Genomic DNA, 282 nt, shown 5'->3' with positions numbered 1-282 from the left:
ATGTAGCGAGAGCCTCCGCTGCACTGCTTGTTCCGTAACCGAACTCTTCGCCGTACACCGGCTCGATTCGGGATGTTTCGAAGGCGGGTGAAGAGACGCCGGTAACGCCCATCAGCTTCCATTCGTGCACTCGGAGTAGTTGGCCGGTGACGTCCGGCTCGTCACCGGTGCCTTCATCGAATGCTGCGTACGCTGCTGCGAGTTCGTTTGGCTCCCACTCCGATTTGTCTGACTGCAGGGGGATTTCTTCGAGTGAGATGTCGGACAGGTCGGCGGATACCC

1 protein-coding gene is annotated in these 282 nt (G+C 59.2%); it reads right to left on the bottom strand.

Annotation, left to right across the window (positions count from 1 at the left end):
* On the bottom strand, positions 1–282 hold a 282-nt coding region (locus AC3XQU_RS23755), incomplete at both ends, for a hypothetical protein (RefSeq protein ID WP_489876594.1).

Source organism: Telluria sp. AZSoR62 (genome assembly GCF_058111565.1).
This window is presented reverse-complemented; position numbering and strand designations above follow the sequence as displayed.